The organism is Corallococcus sp. AB032C (assembly GCF_003668935.1).
GTDB lineage: Bacteria > Myxococcota > Myxococcia > Myxococcales > Myxococcaceae > Corallococcus > Corallococcus exiguus.
On the sequence record NZ_RAWP01000094.1, the window covers coordinates 25,981 to 41,123 of the forward strand.

Here is a 15,143-nt window from a genome sequence, read left to right on the forward strand (position 1 = left end):
GGCCTTGGCCGCCGCCCGGCCCGGCTTCGTGAGGCTGGACGTCCCCTGGACGACGGGCGGCCTGCTGCTCAGGCGCCCGTCAGGTCCTTGAGCAGCGCCTCCAGCGTCTCGAAGTGCAGCGGCTTCACCAGGTGCGCGTCGAAGCCCGCGGCCTTGGAGCGCTGGCGGTCGGACTCCTGGCCGTACCCCGTCACCGCCACCAGCTTGAGGGGACGGGGCTCCTCCTGCTGGCGCAGCAGCCGGGCCAACTCGTAGCCGTCCATCACCGGCAGGCCGATGTCCAGGAGCGCGATTTCAGGGCGGAACTCCTTCGCCGCCTCCAGGCCGCTGGGGCCGTCGTAGGACACGCGCGTCGTGCAGCCGAGGAACTCCAGGGACTCGGACAGCACGTCCGCCGCGTCCCGGTTGTCGTCCACGATGAGCACGCGCGCGCTCACGGAGGTGGGCTCCTGGGGGACGAGCGCGCCGGGCTGCGGCGTGGGCAGCGCGGCGGGGGCTTCCGCCTCCAGCGCGGGCAGGCGCACGGTGAAGGTGCTGCCGCGGCCCCGGCCCGCGCTGTGCGCGCTGATGGCGCCTTCGTGCAGCGTCACCAGGCTGCGCGCGATGGCGAGCCCCAGTCCCAATCCGCCCTGCGAGCGGTCCAGGGCCTGATGCTCCTGCACGAAGAGGTCGAACACGCGCGGCAGCATCTCCGGCGCGATGCCCACGCCGGTGTCGCGCACGCTGAGGACGAGCTCACGGCCCTCGCGCGTGCCCGTCACGGCCAGGAAGCCGCCCGGCTCCGTGTACTTGGCGGCGTTGGTGAGCAGGTTGGCGAACACCTGCGCCAGGCGCGTGGGGTCGCCGTTCAGGTCCATGCCTCGGTCGGGCAGGTCCACCTCCAGCGTGTGCTGGCGCTGGTCGATGAGCGGGCTGGTCTGCTCGATGGCCTTCGCCACCACGTCGGTGAGCGTGACGCGCTCGCGCTTGAGGGTGACCTTGCCCCGGGTGACGCGGCTGACGTCCAGCAGGTCGTCCACCATGCGCACCAGGTGCGTCACCTGCCGCTCGATGAGCGTGCGCTCACGCTCCGCCGCCGTTTCACCCCTCAGGCGCATCAGCTGGAGCGCGGTGAGGATGGGGGCCAGGGGATTGCGCAGCTCGTGGCCGAGCATCGCGAGGAACTCGTCCTTGGCGCGGTTGGCGGACTCCGCCTCGCGGCGCGCGGTGGCCAGCTCCGTCACGTCGAAGACGACCACGATGATGGAATCCACCTGGCCCTTCGCGTCGCTCATGGGCTGGTAGACGAAGTCGAAGAACACCTCGCGCGCGGACTGGTTGGGGCCGTCGTTGAAGACGACGCGCAGGGAGCGGCCGATGTACGGCTCACCCGTGGTCAAGACGCCGTCCAGCAGCTCGTAGATGCCCTGGCGCGCCAGGTCCGGCAGGGCGTCGCGGATGGCCTTGCCCGTCACGTCCCGGTTGGCGACGAGCTTGAGGTAGTTCTGGTTGGCGAACTCGAAGACGTGCTCCGGGCCGCGCAGGATGGCGATGCCCACGGGCGCGTGCTGGAAGATGCGCGCCAGCCGCTCGCCGTGCGCGGCCTCCAGCTTGCGCAGCCGGGAGCGCGTGAGCTGCGCGGTGACGCGCGCGAGCAGGTCGCGGGTGGAGAAGGGCTTCACCAGGTAGTCATCCGCGCCGGCGTTGAGGCCCTCTTCCTGGGCTTCCTCGCCCGCGCGGGCGGACAGCAGGATGACGGGCACCGTGCGGGTGCGCTCGTCCGCGCGCAGGGCCTGGAGCAGCCCGAAGCCGTCCAGCCGGGGCATCATCACGTCGGACAGGATGAGGTCCGGGGGCCGGGCGCGCGCGGCCTGGAGCGCGGCCTCTCCATCCGCCACCGCCTCCACCGTCCAGTGCGCCCCCAGCAGCCGGCCCACGTACTCGCGCATGTCCGCGTTGTCGTCCGCGAGCAGCACGCGCCCGCGCTCCTCCGTCCCCAGCGACGCCGGGTCGAGGGTTGGGGGCATCCCGTCGTCATTGGCCGACGTGGACGGCAGCTGCGTCAGCCAGCCCAGCGCATCGCGCACGTAGGGGTCCGCGCCCGCGGGCAGTGAGCGCTGGCTCTTCGCGGACGTCACGTGCTCCGGCGGCAGGTGGGCGAAGCCCGTGGGGATGCACACGGTGAAGGTCGTGCCGCGCTCCAGCTCGCTCTGGACGGTGAGGGTGCCGCCGTGCAGCCGCACCAGCTCGTGCACCAGCGCCAGGCCGATGCCGGAGCCTTCGTGGGAGCGCGCGCGGGCGCCGTGCACGCGGTGGAAGCGCTCGAAGAGGCGGGGCAGCTCGTGCGCGGGGATGCCGGTGCCGGTGTCGGTGACGCGCAGCTCGATGTGCCCGTCCTTCAGCGCCTGCGCCACGGTGATGGTGCCGGTGAAGGTGAACTTCAGCGCGTTGGAGACGAGGTTGAGGACGATCTTCTCCCACATCTCGTGGTCCACCCAGGCCGGCTCCGGCAGGGTCGGACAGTCCACGTCGAGCACCAGGCCCGCGCGCTCGATGGCGGAGCGGAAGGCGCTGGCGAGCCCGGCGGTGAGGGCGGCCAGGTCGGTGGGCTCGTAGGCGGCGCGCACGCGCCCGGCCTCGATGCGCGCGAAGTCCAGCAGCGTGTTGACCAGCTTGCGCAGGCGCACGGCGTTGCGGTGCACCGTCTCCAGCGAGTCGCCCTGGAGCGTTCGCTCGGGACTGGCGAGCGCGTCCTCGGTGGGACCCAGCAGCAGCGTGAGCGGCGTGCGCAGCTCGTGGCTGATGTTGCTGAAGAAGGCCGTCTTCGCGCGGTCCAGCGCGGCGAGCTCCTCCGCGCGCTGACGCTCTTCCTGATAGGCACGCGCGTTGGCGACCGAGGCGGCGACCTGCTCGGCGGTGGCCTGGAAGAAGGCGTGATAGCTCGCGTCGAGCAGCCGCCGGGGACTGACGCCACCCACGAGGAATCCGGACGGCCGGGACTGGCCGGGCTGCGTCAGGGCGCGCACCACGGCGAGCGATGGCGGCGTGTTCCACCGGCCCGCGGGCAGGGCGCGCAGGTGCTGCCCCAGGTCCTTCACGACGACGGAGTCACCGGTGCGGGCGGCCTCGGCGAAGGGCCAGTCGGTGCCGGACTCGGAGGAGAGGGACTGCTGCGTGGGCAGCGCGGCCAGGACGGTGTCGGGCAACCGGCTGCTGCCCGCGAGGCGCGCGGTGTCGCCGTTCGCGTCCAGCAGGTAGAGCAGGGAGAACGGCAGGTCCAGGTCGTTGCCCGCGAGCACGTCCAGGCTGGTGAGGCAGGCCTGCTCCGGGGACTTCGCGTCGGCGGAGCGGGCCGCCAGGTCGCGCAGCATGCGCAGCTGCCGGTCGAACTGCACCTCCTGCGTCGTCTCCCGCACGGTGACGAGCACGCCGCCCACGCCGCCCTGCTCGTCGGGGATGGGGCTGTACGAGAACGTGTGGAACGTCTCCTCGACGAATCCCCGGCTGTTGAGGAACAGCGCCAGGTTCTCGCTCCAGGTGGCGGGGCCGCCGTTGAGCACGCCCTGGGCCATGGGGCCGACGACGTCCCAGATCTCCGACCAGATCCTCTCGCCCGGCGCGCCCAGGGAGCCGGGGTGCTTGCGGCCCAGCACCGGACGGTACGCGTCGTTGTAGACCTGGATCATCTCCGGGCCCCACCACATGAGCATGGGGAACCGGTTGTGGAGGACGACGCCCACCATCGTCTTCAGGCTGACGGGCCAGTCGCGTGACGGACCCAGCGGCGTGCGCGACCAGTCCAGCGAGCGCACCAGCTCACCCATCTCACCGCCGCCCGCGAAGTGGCGCTCCTCGGAAGGGGGGACGGGGGGGAACGGGGGCTGGAGCATGCGGATCTCTGATGGGCGGCGCGAGGTGGAAGAAGCCTTGGGCTTCTATTGGCGCACACGCGGCCGTGCAATCACCGAGGTGGATTGCAGCCGAGCAGCACCCGCCATCCAACAGAGGCTCCGCTCCCTGCCTGGATGCCAGTGGAGCAGGCGGGTGGACGCCTCAGGGAGGCGAAGGCGTCACGATGGGCGCGGCGCTCCCCGCGTCCGGTGCGGGAGGCGTGGCGGCGGACACGGAGGTCCCCGCATCCGGCTGCGCGGCGGCGGACGCGGACGTCCCTGCATCCAGAGGCGCGACGGCGGACACGGAGGTTCCTGCATCCGGCTGCGCGGTGACGGACACGACCGTGCCTGCGTCCTGCACCTTGGGGACGACAGCGGTCGCGGACGTCCCGGCATCTGGAACCGCGGGCGCCACGGCCACCGGTTTCGGCGCCACCGGCGCGGGGCTCGCCACCGCGAGGACGCCCGCATCCAGGACGACAGTCGCGGGCGTGGCGACGGGCGCGACAGCGGGGGCCTTCACGCCAGGGGGCGGAGCCTCTGACGACGGCAGCGCGCGGCGGATCTCCGCGCCCGCCGTGGCCACGATGCCAATGGACAGGAAGAGGAACCCGGCCGTCTGCGCCACCGTCTCCACGCGAGGCGGGATGCGCCGTCCACTCACCGCTTCGATGGCGAGCAGAAGCACCCGGCCGCCATCCAGTCCCGGCACCGGCACCAGCGTCAGCATCGCCAGCGCCACGGACGCCGCCACCAGCGCACGCACCAGCGCATCCGTACCGGACGCGGTGGACGACGCGACGTCGGACGACTCCTGGCGCATCATCGCGCCCGGCCCGGCCTTGCCCGCGACCTCCGGCCCGCGCACCATCGCCACCAGCGTGGACAGCGCCTCGGACGCCACGCGCCCGGTGTGCACCAGCGACTGGGTGAAGGCCTCTCCAGGCGCGTGCGTGCGGAACACGTACTGCTGGCTCACGCCGATGCGCCCCGCGCCGCGCTCGTCCGCCCGGGGCCGCACCGTCACCGTGCGCGGCTCGCCGTGCCGGTCCACCGAAAGCTCCAGCGGCCCGCCCACGCCGTCCGCCACCCGCGCGACGAAGTCCGACCAGCTCGCCAGCGGCTTGCCGGCCACGGCCACCAGCTTGTCTCCGGGCAACAGCTGCGCCCGCGCCGCCTCCGAGCCCGGCAGCACCGTGCCCACCGTCAGCGGCACCACCACGTGCGTCCCGGACGAATACAGCGCGAACAAGAGCCCCAGCGCGACCGCGTAGTTCGCCAGCGGCCCCGCCAGGATGATGGCCATCCGCTTGAGCGGCCCCAGCGTGCCGAACCCGGACGTGTCCTCCTCCGCGGAGCGGTGCGGGTTCATCCCCTGCAGGTTCGCGGACGCGCCCAGCGGCACCGCGCCCAGCACGAACTGCGTCCCGCCCAGCCGGAACGACAGCAGCGGCGGTCCGAAGCCCACGGTGAAGCGCGGCACCCGCACGCCCAACAGGCGCGCGGCCACCAGGTGCCCCAGCTCATGGACGATGAGCAGCGCTCCGAGCGCCAGGAGGACGAACAGGTAGTGCATCCGTGGAGGCCCGTGCCGCCGCCTACAGCTTGCGGCGCTTCCCGGTGCGCTTGTACGTCAGGTAGTCGGACAGGATGGTGCCGTGGTCGAAGCACAGGTCCTTGGGCAGCGCGTCCAGGGTGAACGTCTTCGCCTCCGCCGCGTCGTCCGCGCCCACCGGCTCGCCCGTCGCCTTCGCGATGAACACCGTCGAAATCGTGTGCAGGCGCGGGTCGCGCTTCGGATCCGAATAGCTGAAGAACTGCTCCTCCAGCGTCACGTCCAGGCCCGTCTCCTCCTTGGCCTCGCGGATGGCCGCCTTGTCCAGGGGCTCACCCTCGTCCACGAAGCCGCCCGGCAGCGCCCAGCCCACCGGCGGGTTCGCGCGGCGGATGAGCACGATGCGCTCTCCGGACAATTCGATGATGCAATCCACGGTGGGTTTGGGGTTGCGGTATTCAGGCATGGCGTCGCACTCTACCCAAAGCCCCCTGGCGAGCGCCCGTTCCGGATGCCTCCCGTGGGCGATGGTGCGTGCCGTGTCTACCCTGCGACGCCTCAGCCTCACCGCCCTCCTGGCCTCCACCCTGGCGGGCTGCCTGCCCTACAGCCAGAACGAGGGCGTGTACGAGCTCATCCCCACGGAGACGCTGCGCGACGACTGCGACCTCCTGGCGAAGTTCCAGGGCAACCTCCAGTTGAATCTTCAAATCGCCGGACGCGTGGTGCGCGCGGACTTCGGGGTGGAGAACATGCAGCTGCTCGGCTACGTCCTGGAGGACGGCGAGGCCTTCACCGCCGACGGCAGCGTGGCCAACGTCAGCACCACCGTCGACGGGACGAATGAGTGCCTGCTCGACCAGGTCCGCGTGCACCTGGACGCGACCACCGTGTGCGCCACGAAGTTCAGCGGGCAGATGCGGCTGGCCTACGACGCCAACAACAACACCGACTGCACCTGCGAGCTGTGGATCCGCTTCGACGGCGTTCAGGGGAACACCCGCTGTGAAGGGAACCCTTGAGATAGCGAGGAGGGCTTCCTACAACATGGGGGCTGTTCCCACGCTCCAGCTGGAGGAACGCCCATGGCAGACCCGCAGGAAATCGTCTCGGTCCTGACCGAGTCCCGCGTCTTCCCCCCGCCCGAGGACTTCTCCCGGCGGGCCCACATCCGCGACATGCAGGACTATCAGCGGCTGTGGGACGAAGCCGCGAAGGATCCGGACAAGTACTGGGGCGACCGCGCCCGCGAGGAGCTCTACTGGAAGGAACCCTTCCAGACGGTGCTGGACTGGAAGCCGCCCCACGCGCGCTGGTTCGTCGAGGGGAAGACCAACCTCGCCTACAACTGTCTGGACCGGCACCTGCCGAAGCTGAAGGACAAGCCCGCCATCCTCTTCGAGGGTGAGCCGGGCGACCGCCGCACCGTCACCTATGGCGAGCTGTCCCAGCAGGTGAACCGGCTGGCCAACGGCCTCAAGTCGCTGGGGGTGAAGAAGGGCGACCGCGTGGGAATCTACCTGCCCATGGTGCCGGAGGCCGCCGTCGCGATGCTGGCGTGCGCGCGGCTGGGCGCGGTGCACTCGGTGGTGTTCGGCGGCTTCTCCGCGGAAGCGCTCCAGGACCGCATGAAGGACGCGGGCGCCAAGGTGCTGCTCACCGCGGACGGCGGCTGGCGCAAGGGCGCGGTGGTGCCGCTGATGAAGAACGTGGAGGCCGCGCTCCCGAACGCCCCCGGCATCGAGAAGGTCGTCGTCCTCACCCGCACCGGTGACGGCAAGCTGCCCGAAGGTCCGGAGTTCCTGGCCTGGGACGCGCTGGTGAAGGGCCAGTCCGACGCCTGCGAACCGGAGTGGGTGGAGAGTGAACACCCGCTGTTCATCCTCTACACGTCCGGCTCCACCGGGAAGCCCAAGGGCGTGCTGCACACCACGGCGGGCTACGCGATGAACGCGTCGCTCACCACGCGCTGGGTGTTCGACCTGCGCGATGACGATGTCTACTGGTGCACCGCGGACGTGGGCTGGGTGACGGGCCACACGTACGTCGTCTACGGCCCGCTGATGAACGGCGTCACCACCCTCATCTACGAGGGCGCGCCCACGCAGCCGGGACCGGACCGCTTCTGGGACATCATCGAGCGCTACAAGGCCACCATCCTCTACACCGCGCCCACCGCCATCCGCGCCTTCATGCGCCTGGGCGACGAGCCGGTGAAGAAGCACGACCTGACCTCGCTGCGCCTGTTGGGCAGTGTGGGCGAGCCCATCAACCCCGAGGCGTGGATGTGGTACCGCGACGTCATCGGCGGGGGGCGCTGCCCGGTCGTGGACACGTGGTGGCAGACGGAGACGGGCAGCATCATGGTTTCACCGCTGCCCGGCGCCACGCCCACCAAGCCCGGCTCCGCCACGTTCCCGCTGCCCGGCATCCACGCGGAGATCCTGGACCGCGACGGCAAGCGCGTGCCCAAGGGGCAGGGCGGGCTGCTCTTCGTGACGAAGCCCTGGCCGTCCATGCTGCGCACCGTGTACGGGGACCCGGAGCGGTACGTGAACACGTACTTCAGCGAGCTGCCCGGCATGTACTTCACCGGCGACGGCGCGCGCACGGACGCGGACGGCTACGTGTGGCTGATGGGGCGCGTGGACGACGTGGTGAACGTGGCGGGCCACCGCCTGGGCACCGCGGAGGTGGAGAGCGCGCTCGTGGCGCACCCGAAGGTGTCCGAGGCCGCCGTGGTGGGCCGCCCGGATGACCTGAAGGGCACGGCGCTCGTCGCCTTCGTGACGCTCAAGCAGGGCAACGCGCCCTCGGACGCACTCAAGAAGGAGCTGGCCGTGCACGTGAGCAAGGAGATTGGCGCCATCGCGCGGCCGGATGTCATCCGCTTCGCGGAGGGGCTGCCCAAGACGCGCTCCGGGAAGATCATGCGCCGCCTGCTGCGCGACGTGGCCGCGGGCAAGCAGTCCTCGCAGGACACCACCACGCTGGAGGACCTCAACGTGCTGGCGGCGCTGCGCCAGAACGACGAGTAGCCACCCGTCACCGCAAGCGGCCGCCCCTCAAGCGTCCTTCGTGCCCTTCTGGGGCCGGCCGTGCTTGTCCTTCACCTGCTCGCGGTCCGCCTTGCTCCACCAGATGCGGGAACTCCACAGGGCGGGGCCGAGCACGACCGTGAGGACGAAGAACACCACCAGGCCCACCACGATCTCCGCCACGGTTTCCTCCAAAGGGAGCCCTGGGGTTCGGAACGCCCCGGGCAGGAAAAGGCAACCCTAGCGTCCCCGTGCGGCGGGTGCCATCCAACGTCAGGGCCGGGAAGTAGCGCGGCGCTCGGCGGCCATCGGCTTCTCGCATGGCGTCATGCGGCAGGGCCGCCGGGGCCCGGGCGCTCGGGTGCCGGGCAACCTGTCTGGGCGGGCAGCGGGCGGCGGTCCTGCTAGATTGCGCCGCCATGAACCGATTCCCTTCGACCCTCTTCACCGCGCTGCCGCTGACGGCGGTGCTCGTCGCCCCCGTCGTCGCGGACGCCTGCACCAGCATGCTGGTGACGAAGGGCGCCACGACGGACGGCTCCACGTTCATCACCTACGCGGCGGACGCGCACGAGCTGTACGGCGAGCTGTACTACACGCCCGCCCGCCGCCACGCGGCCGGCTCCATGCGCGACGTCATGGAGTGGGACACCGGCAAGTTCCTGGGCCGCATCAAACAGCCGGCCGCCACCTATTCGGTGGTGGGCAACATGAACGAGCACCAGCTGTCCATCAGCGAGTCCACCTTCACGGGCCGCAAGGAGCTGGAGGGGCCCGCGGGCATCATCGACTACGGCTCGCTCATCTACATCGCGCTGGAGCGCTCGAAGACGGCGCGTGAAGCCATCCAGGTGATGACGGACCTGGTCGCCGAGTACGGCTACGCGTCCACCGGTGAGACGTTCTCCATCGCCGACCCGAAGGAGGCGTGGCTCCTGGAGATGATTGGCAAGGGCGAGGGGCAGAAGGGCGCGGTGTGGGTGGCCCGCAAGCTGCCGGACGGCTACATCTCCGCGCACGCCAACCAGTCGCGCATCCGCCAGTTCCCGCTCAACGACAGCGCCACCTCGCTGTACTCGCCGGACGTCATCTCCTTCGCGCGCGCGAAGGGCTGGTACACGGGCGCGGACAAGGACTTCAGCTTCGCGGACACGTACCACCCGCTGGACTTCGGCGGGCAGCGCTTCAGCGAGGGGCGCGTGTGGAGCATCTTCCGCCGCGCGGCCCCGTCCCTGAAGCTGGGCGTGGAGTACGCGGACGGCGCGGACACCACGAAGCGGCTGCCCCTGTGGGTGAAGCCGGACAAGAAGGTGTCCGTGCAGGACGCCATGGCGCTCATGCGCGACCACTTCGAGGGCACGCCGCTGGACATGTCCAAGGACGTGGGCGCGGGGCCCTACGCGGTGCCCTACCGCTGGCGCCCCATGACGTGGGACGTGGACGGCAAGAGCTACGTGCACGAGCGCGCCATCTCCACGCAGCAGACGGGCTTCTCCTTCGTCGCGCAGATGCGCTCCACGCTGCCGGACGCCATTGGCGGGGTGCTCTGGTTCGGCGTGGATGACACCTTCACCACCGTCTACACGCCCATGTACGCGGGCATCCGGCAGGTGCCGAAGAACTTCTCCCAGGGCGTGGCCAGCCGCGGCGAGTTCTCCTGGGACTCGTCCTTCTGGGTCTTCAACTGGGTGTCGAACCAGGCCTACGGGCGCTGGAGCGACATGATTGTGGACGTGCAGAAGGCGCAGGGGGACCTGGAGGGCCAGTTCCTGGCGGACCAGGCCAACGTGGAGAGCATCGCGCAGGTGCTCTACAAGCGGACGCCGGAGCAGGCCCGCCAGTACCTCACCGAGTACTCCCTGCAGCAGGGTGACAAGGTGCACGCGCGCTGGCGCAAGCTGGGTGAGCAGCTGCTGGTGAAGTACATCGACGGCAACGTGCGCGACAACACGGGCAAGGTGGGCCACCCTCGCTACCCGGACGCGTGGTACCGCCGCATCGCGGCCGACAACGGCAAGATCCTGGAGTCGCACGAGAAGCCGGAGCCGAAGCCCGCCGCCCCCGCCGTGGCTCCCGCCGCGCCGGCCCAGCCCGCTGCTCCCGCGCAGCCCGCGGCCCCGAAGCCGACGGTCGCACCGGCGCCCTGAAGCACCGGAAAAAACCGGGCGCGCGGTGTCCGTCCTGGGCCCCGCGCGCCGGGCTCGCACGTTCTCGCGTGTGTCGGTGGATGGCTTGTGGCAGTGAGGGCGCGGGCGGCAGGCACGCCCGTGCCCGGAGGACGGTTCCTTGAGTGACGCCCCCACCGTGACGGCCCTTCCGTTCCGGGATGACGAGCTGGCGGACTTCCTCGTGCGGACCAGCCGCACGTTCGCGCTCGCCATCCCGCTGCTCGACGAGCCGCTGCGCCGCGAGGTGGGCCTGGGCTACCTGCTGTTGCGCGTCGCCGACACGCTGGAGGACGCCGCTCCCTGGACGCGCGACGAGCGGCGGGAGGCGCTGGCCGCCTTCGAAGCCCTGCTCCAGGAGAAGCCGGGCACGGACGCCGGGGCGCTGTCTCGCGAGTGGCTGTCGCGCCCTCCCAGCGAGAACGCGGGCTACCTGGACCTGCTCGCGCGCACGCCCACGCTGCTGGCGAGCCTGGACGCGCTGCGCCCGGAGGCCGGCGCCATCCTGCGCCACTTCGTGCTGAAGACGGTGCAGGGCATGGGGCAGGTGCTGGCCGGTGCGTCCGAAGACGGGCTGTTGAAGCTCGGGTCGCTCCAGTCCCTGCGTGACTATTGCTACATCGTGGCGGGACTGGTGGGCGAGCTGCTCACGGACCTGTTCGTCCTGGATCCGCGCCTCGCGCCGTACGCGCCGAACCTGCGCTCGCTGGCGCCGCTGTTCGGCGAGGGGCTCCAGCTGGTCAACATCCTCAAGGACGCGCGCCAGGACCGGAAGGAGGGCCGCGTGTGGCTTCCGGACGGCGTGCAGCTCCAGGACGTGGAGCGGCTCGCGGGCCAGGACCTGATCGCCGCGGCGCGCTACGTGCGCGCGCTGTTCCTGGCGGGAGCGCCCCGGGATGTGCTCGCCTTCACCACGCTGCCGCTGCTCCTGGCCCAGGCCACCCTGGAGCTGCTGGTGCGTGACGGCGCGGGCGCCAAGGTGTCGCGTGCGGTGGTGACCGCCCAGATGATCACCCTCCACGCCGCGCTTGAACGGGGCACGCTCCCCGAGGCCGTGGAGGCGCTCGCCGGGCCCATGCCGGGCGGCCCCTGAAAAGCGTTGACCGCGAAGCAACTCCAGGGTGTCAACGCCGGATAATTCCGGTGCAGGTGTTCCCCCTCTGGAGTCGTGTCTCCCATGAACTGCGCCCGCTCCACACCGGCGGTCATCGTCTACTTCCCCGCGCGTTCGGAGAACTCGCCTCTGCGGGTGCAGCGCCGGGCGGTCCAGGTGGAGCGGCGGGGTGGGGGGCTGCCGTTCGCCGCCACGCGTCAACGCGGCCTGTGGACATTCCAGACGTCGGCGGGGCCGGAGCGGTGGTTGCCCGGGCGGGTGCGGGGGAAGGACCGGATGCAGGCGTTCCTGGTGGACGTGCTGGGCTTCGGCGCGGTCATCCAGACGTATGACGTGACGGGGGACACGCGCAGCGACTCGCTCCCCGGGCATCCGGACTTCGCGAAGAACTTCGACCTGTTCCTGCACCACTACGCGGGCGCGCTGCTCAAGCACGCGGCGCCGGAGGGGGCCTTCGCCCGCGCGCTGGGCCAGGTGGTGATGCTCAACGGCCAGCAGTGGGCCGGGCTGGGCTTCACGCTGACGGACGCCGGCCAGCGGCTGGTGGACGCGTGGCTCGCGGAGCAGGGCGTGGTGCTCAGCCCTCCCGCCTGAGCCACACCCGCAGCGGCCCTCCGGACTCGAAGCCCAGGGCGCCCCAGGTGTCGAGCGCCTCGCCGTGCTCGTAGCCGACGATGGGCTGCCCCGGGAAATGGGACCGGACGTGCGCGAGCAGCTCCGCGTCCAGCGCGGCGGGGGCGCCTTCGACGCGGAACGCGTTCGACAGTCCGACGGCATTCGCGGCGAAGGAGGCGATGCCTCCGGCCAGGGGCCGCGTTCCCTCACCCGCGGCGAGGAAGACGACGCCCTCCTCCTGGAGCAACGCGGGAGGAAACACACGCCCACCGTGGGGCCGGCCGCTCCATGCGGCCTCCCACGCCTCCAGCTCCTCCGGTGTCCGCACCGTGCGCCACGCCGTGCCTGAATCCGCTTCCGGCACGGGCGCGTTGGCCGCCAGGTGGATCCACCGGGCCTCGAACAGCAGGTCGAATCCGTGCGCGGCGAGGTCGAGCGTCGCGAAGCTGTCCTTCACGCCCCAGCGGCCCGGCAGCTCCAGCCGGGACAGGGCGTGGAGGGTGGCTTCCGCGTGGTCCTCCGTCAGCGTGACGGCGTTGGGATAGAAGGCCGGCACCGGCGCGGGGTTGAGCCACAGGCCTTCCTCGAACCGGCCCGGGCGGCCGTGGGCGCGGCAGACGGCGTCGCACCACTCCGCGTTGTTCCGGACGGCGGGAATCCAGGGCGGGGGAGGGGTCATGGCCCGCGAGCATAGGCCTGGTGGTGCCCGCCTGGGCTCGGTCATCCGCCTGCCTTCGGAGGGAGCCTCGGGAGACCCTGGGCGGACGGCGGGAGTCCGGATATGGGTAGGGCGATGACTGCCCTGGCCTACCCCATGCCGCTGTGTGTCGCGCCGATGATGGACTGGACGGACCGGCACTGCCGGTACTTCTTCCGGCTCATCTCCCGCCACACGCTGCTCTACACGGAGATGGTGACCACGGGCGCGGTGCTGCACGGCAAGCGCGACCGCCTGCTGGGCTTCACGCCCGCCGAGCACCCGGTGGCCCTCCAGTTGGGCGGCTCGGAGCCCGCGGACCTGGCCGCCTCCGCGCGCATCGGCGAGGAGTGGGGCTACGACGAGATCAACCTCAACGTGGGCTGCCCCAGCGACCGCGTGCAGTCCGGCCGCTTCGGCGCGTGCCTGATGGCGGAGCCGGACCTCGTCGCCCGCGGTGTCGCCGCCATGCGCGAAGCCGTTCGCATCCCCGTGACGGTGAAGTCGCGCATCGCCATCGACGACATGGAGGAGTGGTCCACGCTGGAGGACTTCGTGCGGCGCGTCTCCGCGGCGGGCTGCACGCGCTTCATCGTGCACGCGCGCAAGGCGTGGCTGCAGGGCCTGTCCCCCAAGGAGAACCGGGACGTGCCGCCCCTGCGCTACGGCCTGGTGCACCGGCTCAAGGCCGAGTACCCGCACCTGGACATCAGCCTCAACGGCGGCATCAAGACGCTGGACGCGGCGGCGGAGCACCTGGGCCGCGTGGACGGCGTGATGATGGGCCGCGCGCCCTACGAATCCCCGTACCTGCTGGCGGACGCGGACCGGCGCTTCTTCGGGAGCACGCAGGAGCCCCTCACGCGGCACGAGGTGGTGGACGCGATGCTGCCGTACATCGAAACGCAGATGAGCCAGGGGGCGCCGCTGGGCGCCATGACCCGGCACATGCTGGGCCTCTTCCAGGGACTGCCCGGCGCGCGCGCCTGGCGCCGGCACCTGAGCGAGAACGCCCACAAGGACGGCGCGAGCCCGGAGTTGGTGCGCGCGGCCGCCGCGAAGGTGCCGCGCGACGCCGGCCTCCAGGCCGTGGCCTGACACCAAGCCTCAGCGCTTGGGCACGGTGGTGCAGCACCCGGAGCGCGCGCAGCGGACCCAGCCCTGGTTCTGGCAGAGCTGATCATTCGTGCACGCGGGCCCCTGGCCCGGCTGTCCGCAGGTGGAGGACGGGCCGCCTCCGCCCCCGCCGCTGTCGAAGGGCACCGCGGCCTGGATCTTCACCATGGAGCAGCGGGGCTGCGGGCCCTTGCCCACGCAGGTGTTGGAGTCGCCGCTGGTGACGTTCCTCGGGCACGTCATCTGCGCCGCGGGGCGCCCCTGACCATCCACGGAGAAGCAGACGCCAACCTCGGTGAGGTTGCAGTTCGGGTCGCAAGCGAAGGCGACGCTGTCGCCCTGTCCGAACGCGGCGCGCAGGTTCTCCAGCGCCACGCTCCCGCCGATGTTGTTGGTGAGCGCGGGCGGCGTCCCCTGGTCGCCCGGCAAGGACAGCAGCGCGTCGATGGTGCTCTGGAAGTAGGTCCGGGCGTCCATCCCCGTGCAGCTGCCGTGCTTGGGCCACTCGTGGTTCGCGAGGAAGTAGTTGTCCGTGACGAAGCCCGGGCCGAGGGTGCCCAGGGCGTGCGGAATCGTGGCGGGGTCGGGGAAGCACCGCGAAGGGGCATCGGTGCCCTGGCATTCGCAGCTCCCGCCGCAATACGCCGGATAGGTGCAGTGGAGCTCCTGGGCCTCCTCGTCGTTGAACTGGGGCCACAGTCCGTGGATGGTGAGGTGCGTCGCGCCGAAGGTGTCTTCCAGGTGCGCGCACTCCTCCTTGTCCGGATGGGTCCGGCAGAAGGTGGGGGCCCATGTCAGCGCGAGCAGGTACGTGCCGAAGCGCGGCGTGGCGCACGCGCCCCCGTCCTGCGCGCAGGCGTCACCCTTGAAACAATCGCAGGCGGTGGCCTGGGGCCGTCCGAACTCGAACTCGATGGCCTCCGGCTTCGCCAGATGGAGCGGCCGGGCGGTGGCCGTGGGCGGGGGAGGGG

General features: G+C 71.3%; 12 protein-coding genes. 6 read left to right on the forward strand and 6 right to left on the reverse strand.

The annotated features are described in order from the left end of the window. Nucleotides 1-68 precede the first annotated feature (68 nt). From D7X99_RS31705 to D7X99_RS31715, 3 genes are all read right to left on the reverse strand, one after another. Nucleotides 69-3,869 carry an ATP-binding protein gene (locus D7X99_RS31705; protein WP_121781021.1) on the reverse strand — a complete coding sequence of 1,267 codons (3,801 nt, stop codon included), beginning with the start codon at nucleotides 3,867-3,869 and terminating at the stop codon, nucleotides 69-71. A gap of 163 nt (nucleotides 3,870-4,032) precedes the next feature. Next, nucleotides 4,033-5,448 carry an RIP metalloprotease gene (locus D7X99_RS31710; RefSeq protein ID WP_171805491.1) on the reverse strand — a complete coding sequence of 472 codons (1,416 nt, stop codon included), beginning with the start codon at nucleotides 5,446-5,448 and terminating at the stop codon, nucleotides 4,033-4,035. Between the two features lie 22 nt (nucleotides 5,449-5,470). Further along, nucleotides 5,471-5,893: an NUDIX hydrolase gene (locus D7X99_RS31715; RefSeq protein WP_121781022.1), complete on the reverse strand. Its 423-nt coding sequence runs from the start codon at nucleotides 5,891-5,893 to the stop codon at nucleotides 5,471-5,473. Between the two features lie 73 nt (nucleotides 5,894-5,966). On the opposite strand from D7X99_RS31715, the gene D7X99_RS31720 reads away from it, so the two are divergent. Continuing rightward, the gene (locus tag D7X99_RS31720) at nucleotides 5,967-6,449 is read left to right on the forward strand and encodes a hypothetical protein (RefSeq protein WP_233597204.1); all 483 of its coding nucleotides are present in this window, start codon (nucleotides 5,967-5,969) and stop codon (nucleotides 6,447-6,449) included. 63 nt (nucleotides 6,450-6,512) lie between these two features. Beyond that, complete coding sequence (acs, locus tag D7X99_RS31725) at nucleotides 6,513-8,465, forward strand: acetate--CoA ligase (RefSeq protein WP_121781023.1); 1,953 nt, start codon at nucleotides 6,513-6,515, stop codon at nucleotides 8,463-8,465. 27 nt (nucleotides 8,466-8,492) lie between these two features. Here the strand turns inward: acs and D7X99_RS42945 are convergent, their stop codons facing one another. Then, nucleotides 8,493-8,648, reverse strand: a complete 156-nt coding sequence (locus D7X99_RS42945) for a hypothetical protein (protein WP_158627100.1) — start codon at nucleotides 8,646-8,648, stop codon at nucleotides 8,493-8,495. Between the two features lie 236 nt (nucleotides 8,649-8,884). Between D7X99_RS42945 and D7X99_RS31730 the strand changes: the two genes are divergently transcribed. From D7X99_RS31730 to D7X99_RS31740, 3 genes are all read left to right on the forward strand, one after another. Further along, complete coding sequence (locus D7X99_RS31730) at nucleotides 8,885-10,612, forward strand: dipeptidase (protein ID WP_121781024.1); 1,728 nt, start codon at nucleotides 8,885-8,887, stop codon at nucleotides 10,610-10,612. Between the two features lie 139 nt (nucleotides 10,613-10,751). Beyond that, nucleotides 10,752-11,723: a squalene/phytoene synthase family protein gene (locus D7X99_RS31735; RefSeq protein ID WP_121781025.1), complete on the forward strand. Its 972-nt coding sequence runs from the start codon at nucleotides 10,752-10,754 to the stop codon at nucleotides 11,721-11,723. An 84-nt stretch (nucleotides 11,724-11,807) separates the two neighbouring features. Next, a complete protein-coding gene (locus D7X99_RS31740) occupies nucleotides 11,808-12,338 on the forward strand; it encodes a hypothetical protein (protein ID WP_121781026.1) in 531 nt (176 codons plus the stop codon). Here D7X99_RS31740 and D7X99_RS31745 read toward each other — a convergent pair. Further along, the gene (locus tag D7X99_RS31745) at nucleotides 12,322-13,038 is read right to left on the reverse strand and encodes a hypothetical protein (RefSeq protein WP_121781027.1); all 717 of its coding nucleotides are present in this window, start codon (nucleotides 13,036-13,038) and stop codon (nucleotides 12,322-12,324) included. The two genes, D7X99_RS31740 and D7X99_RS31745, sit on opposite strands and share 17 nt — an antisense overlap. Before the next feature lie 114 nt (nucleotides 13,039-13,152). Here D7X99_RS31745 and dusA point away from each other — a divergent pair, with 114 nt between their 5' ends. Next, nucleotides 13,153-14,154 (forward strand): tRNA dihydrouridine(20/20a) synthase DusA, encoded by a 1,002-nt coding sequence (dusA, locus tag D7X99_RS31750; protein ID WP_121781028.1) that lies wholly within the window; start codon nucleotides 13,153-13,155, stop codon nucleotides 14,152-14,154. Nucleotides 14,155-14,163: 9 nt separating this feature from the next. Here the strand turns inward: dusA and D7X99_RS31755 are convergent. After that, nucleotides 14,164-15,143: hypothetical protein (locus D7X99_RS31755; RefSeq protein WP_121781029.1), on the reverse strand; the 980-nt coding region annotated here is incomplete at its 5' end.